This window comes from Streptomyces caelestis, assembly GCF_001279005.1.
GTDB lineage: Bacteria > Actinomycetota > Actinomycetes > Streptomycetales > Streptomycetaceae > Streptomyces > Streptomyces heliomycini.
Window position 1 is genome coordinate 1 of the sequence record NZ_LGCN01000153.1, and the last position, 259, is coordinate 259.

The 259-nt window shown below is 57.5% G+C and carries 2 rRNA genes; both read right to left on the reverse strand.

What is annotated here, in order from left to right:
- A 5S ribosomal RNA gene (rrf, locus tag ADK41_RS14300) occupies nucleotides 1–97 on the reverse strand; the annotation flags it as partial.
- Nucleotides 98–182: 85 nt separating this feature from the next.
- A 23S ribosomal RNA gene (locus ADK41_RS14305) occupies nucleotides 183–259 on the reverse strand; the annotation flags it as partial.

Consider the following 259-nt stretch of genomic DNA (forward strand, 5'->3'; position numbering starts at 1 on the left):
CCCACAGGGTCCCCCCTGCAGTACCATCGGCGCTGTAAGGCTTAGCTTCCGGGTTCGGAATGTAACCGGGCGTTTCCCCTACGCTATGACCACCGAAACACGATGAAACAGACAACCGACCATGCGTGACCTGCATGGGGCCGTTCGTGGTTTCAGAACCAACACAGTGGACGCGAGCAACTGAGGACAAGCCCTCGGCCTATTAGTACCGGTCAACTCCACACGTTACCGTGCTTCCATATCCGGCCTATCAACCCAG